Origin of the sequence: Streptomyces sp. NPDC001634 (assembly GCF_040298185.1) — a bacterium.
Taxonomy (GTDB): Bacteria; Actinomycetota; Actinomycetes; order Streptomycetales; family Streptomycetaceae; genus Streptomyces.
Map to the genome: position 1 here is coordinate 1 of NZ_JBEOZU010000194.1, position 3750 is coordinate 3750.

Here is a 3750-nt window from a genome sequence, read left to right on the forward strand (position 1 = left end):
TACCCCACCGGCGTGTACACGCTGCCCAAGCACCTGGACGAGAAGGTCGCCCGCCTCCACCTGGACGCACTCGGCGTGAAGCTCACCACGCTGCGTCCCGAGCAGGCCGCGTACATCGGCGTCGAGGTCGAAGGTCCGTACAAGCCCGACCACTACCGCTACTGATCAGGTACGGCGCCCGGGTCCGCGTACGCCGTCGGCTGTCGGCGTACGCGCGCCCGTCACGCCCCACGTCGTGAGCACGTCCGTGCACTGACGCGCTCCTCAGCAGCAGGTTCCGAGGCAGGCCCCCGCACCCCCGTGCCGGGGGCCTGCCCCATGGGCCGGGCCAGGCAGACTGGCCCGACCAGCCCGTCACGACCCAGGACCCCCATGCCTCGCGGCCGATATTCGCTTCACGATCCGCACGACCACACCCTCCTCGCCGAAGAACACTTCCAGTGCGCGCCCGGCCCCTCCGGCTGGCGCTACGTCTCCCAACTGACCACCCCCTCCGGCGACCACGCCGGTTCGGTCGACCTCGCCCTCGACGAACTCGGCCGCCCCATCCGCCTCGAACTCCATGCCGCGGGCTGGCAGGTGCGGGGCGCCGCCCTCGACGGCGTCACCTGGGTCCGTACCGACCCCACCGGCACCCATGCCACCGAAGGCAATGTCCGCGCCCACGCCTTCACCGGCACATCCCCCGCGTTCCTCATCGCCACCGCCCGGCTGCTGCGCCTCACCCCCTCCTCTCCAGCGACGCGCGTGCGCCTCGTCGCCTTTACGGATCCGGTCCTCGCCCCCCGCACCGTGGACCAGTCCTGGGCCCTGATCGAAAGAGAAGCACACGCCACTGACAACGCCCCCCTGATCGTGGACGAGTACCAGGTCACAGCCCTGGACACAGGGGAGCAGCACACCGTCCACATCTCCGGCGACGTCGTGCTGGCGGCGCCCGGCATCGAGCTGGAGCATCTCGAGTCGCCGCCGTCGGTCTTCACATGAAAAGGCGGCGCGGGGCGCGGTAGGCGGGGCCGGGGTCTGCGTACGACTTACGACGGAGCAAGCCGTCGTATACAGGCCCCGTGGTGTGCAGGCCGACGAGCCCCGCGGGGAACCGCGGTGGCCGACCTGTCGGCCGAGGCAGGGGAGTGTGATCGGCGGACACCCCCGATGAGGGGCGTGGCTGGCTACACGGGCCGAGCTACGCGGGCGGCACGAACCCCGTGGCGGGCCGGTCCGACGGTGTGGCCTGCGACGGCGCGGGATTCGGCGCCGTGGTCTGCGGTGCCGCAGGCTGTCGGCCCTGCGGTTCTACCGGCACCGGCGCCTGCGGCGGTGCGTATGTCTGCGGCTCGACCGGCGTGGGCGCGCCGGCCCCGTCGGCCCAGGCGTTCGAGCCGGGAGCCGACCAGGGGCTGTGCTCCACGTGCGGAATGGGGGCCTGCTGCGACGTCGGAGACTGCCCATCCGGGATCCGGGGAGCCTGAGGGCTCACCGCGACGGTCTCGCCCCCGCCCAAGCCACCGAAAGCCCGTCGGGTCTCCCGCGCCTGTCGTTCCTGCACGACCGCCGCCAAGAACGCGGCCGGCTGAACCCCCTGCGGCACCGGCGCCCCCGTACATGCCGCGAGGTCGGTGGCGAGACGTTCCGCCATCGCCCACCCCACCTGCGGATCCAGCTGCTGCATCCGCGTCAGGTACTGCCGGATCGCCAGCCACAATCCGTCCGGGACCGCCGAAAGATCGAGCGCGGAGAATCGCCCGGCGAGCCAGGGCGGCGGCGGGGGCACAAAACCCGTGCGCACCGCGGGCACCCGTTCCCGAACGACCAACGTACCCGCGAACACGTCACCCAGCCGCCGTCCCCGCGCCGATACCAGCGAGGCGATGCAGGCGACGACCCCGAAAGTCATCAGGATCTCGACGACACCGACGGCGCCCCGGACCAACGCATGCCGGAACCGGATCGGCCCTCCGTCGTCCCGCACCACACGGAGCCCGCAGGCCAGCTTCCCGAGCGAACGACCGTGGCTGAGCGTCTCCACCGCGATCGGCCCGCCCACCAGCACCAGGAGGAAGGCCGCGATCGACACTGCGACCTGCGCGGCTTCGTCCAGACTGGACGAAGCCGCCACCAGGCCGATCGCCACGATGATGTAGGCGGCCATGGCCACCAGCAGATCGAGCAACATGGCCAGCGCCCGACTCGGCAGCTTCGCGGGGCGCAACTCCAGCGCCACCGCCTCGCCCGTCACCAGCTCACTCACGCCCGCCGTCCTTCCCCTGACCCACCCCGGGACACATCAGTCTGCCAAGCTGAGGGCACATCGCGCCGCAGTACGACAAGCTGACACGCAGTACGAGAGGACGAGGAGCAGCCCATCCCATGGACCTCGACGTGTTCGTGTCCACCCACCGCGCCGAGTGGGACCGTCTCGAGGCACTGCTGCGCCGCCAGCGCCGCCTCACCGGAGCCGAGGCGGACGAACTGGTCGCCCTCTACCAACGCACAGCTACTCATCTTTCCGTGATCCAGTCCAGTGCGCCGGATCCCCAGCTCACAGGCCGTCTCAGCCAACTGGTGGCACGCGCGCGCAGTGCCGTGACAGGCACCCGACGCGCTTCGTGGCGCGATGTCACGCGCTTCCTTGCATACGGCTTTCCCGCCGCTGTCTATCGTTCGCGCCACTGGTGGATACCCACCGCGCTGCTCTCCACGGTGATAGCAGCGCTCCTGGGGTGGTGGATAGGCACTCACCCGGAGGTCCAGTCCTCGATCGCGGCGCCCAGTGAACTGCGCAACCTGACCCGCCCCGGTGGCCAGTACGAGACGTACTACTCCAGCCATCCCGCAGCCGCCTTCGCCGCCCAGGTGTGGACGAACAACGCCCAGGCTGCCGCGATGTGCCTGGTCCTCGGCATCTTCCTGGGGCTGCCGGTCCTCTGGATCCTCCTCGAGAACATGCTGAACCTGGGGGTGGGCATCGGTCTGATGTCCTCGGCGGGCCGGCTCGACACCTTCCTGGGCCTGGTCCTCCCGCACGGCCTCCTGGAACTGACGGCCGTCTTCGTGGCTGCCGGAACGGGCCTACGACTCGGCTGGACCCTCATCGACCCTGGTCCCCGCTCCCGCCGCAGCGCTCTCGCGGAGGAGGGCCGGGCCGCCCTGGGCATGGCGATCGGCCTTGCTCTGGTTCTGTTCGTGTCGGGTGCCATCGAAGGCTTCGTGACACCCTCCGGCCTTCCGACCTGGGCCCGCATTGGGATCGGCATTGCCGCTGAGCTGGCCTTCCTCACGTACGTCTTCGTCCTGGGCGGACGTGCGGCACGGGCCGGTGACACGGGTGACGTGGCAGCGGACGAACGCAGCACGACGGTTCCGATGGCGGCATGACGCGTAACCGCCCTGCTGGATGTGCGTCTGCCGGCGTTGACCTGCTAGTCTCCTCTTCGCCCCACAAGAGCCGTTGACACGGATCGAGTGGGGAGGTAGATTCGAACAGTTGCCTAGAGGTGGACCTGTCCACCGGCTACAGTGAGTGTCTAGCTGCTTCCGGAACATCGATTCCGAGAAGCCCCCCGATGATTCAGAAATGGACGCCGATCAAACGGCTCCAAATTCTCTGATAAAGTCGGATCCGCCGGAAAGGGAAACGCGAGAGCGGGAACCTGGAAAGCACCGAGGAAATCGGATCGGGAAAAGATCTGATAGAGTCGGAAACACCGAAGGGAAGCGCCCGGAGGAAAGCCGCGAGAGTGAGTCTCT

At 69.2% G+C, this 3750-nt stretch carries 4 protein-coding genes; 3 read left to right on the top strand and 1 reads right to left on the bottom strand.

Features of this window, described 5'->3' with window-relative positions; all coding sequences use genetic code 11:
* A partial coding sequence (locus tag ABT186_RS47340; protein ID WP_351235303.1) for an adenosylhomocysteinase occupies positions 1 to 165 on the top strand: 165 nt, incomplete at its 5' end.
* Between the two features lie 207 nt (positions 166 to 372).
* Positions 373 to 987: a hypothetical protein gene (locus ABT186_RS47345; protein ID WP_351237823.1), complete on the top strand. Its 615-nt coding sequence runs from the start codon at positions 373 to 375 to the stop codon at positions 985 to 987.
* A 199-nt stretch (positions 988 to 1186) separates the two neighbouring features.
* Here ABT186_RS47345 and ABT186_RS47350 read toward each other — a convergent pair whose 3' ends face one another.
* Positions 1187 to 2251, bottom strand: a complete 1065-nt coding sequence (locus ABT186_RS47350; protein WP_351930619.1) for an RDD family protein — start codon at positions 2249 to 2251, stop codon at positions 1187 to 1189.
* A 119-nt stretch (positions 2252 to 2370) separates the two neighbouring features.
* Between ABT186_RS47350 and ABT186_RS47355 the strand changes: the two genes are divergently transcribed.
* Entirely contained in the window at positions 2371 to 3378 is a 1008-nt protein-coding gene (locus ABT186_RS47355) for a stage II sporulation protein M (protein ID WP_351237827.1), read from the top strand.
* Positions 3379 to 3750 lie beyond the last annotated feature (372 nt).

What these genes read in the sequence shown, in the direction of transcription:
- ABT186_RS47345 (WP_351237823.1), top strand. Translation starts at nt 373, where the DNA reads ATGCCTCGCGGCCGATATTCGCTTCACGATCCGCACGACCACACCCTC.
- ABT186_RS47355 (WP_351237827.1), top strand. Translation starts at nt 2,371, where the DNA reads ATGGACCTCGACGTGTTCGTGTCCACCCACCGCGCCGAGTGGGACCGT.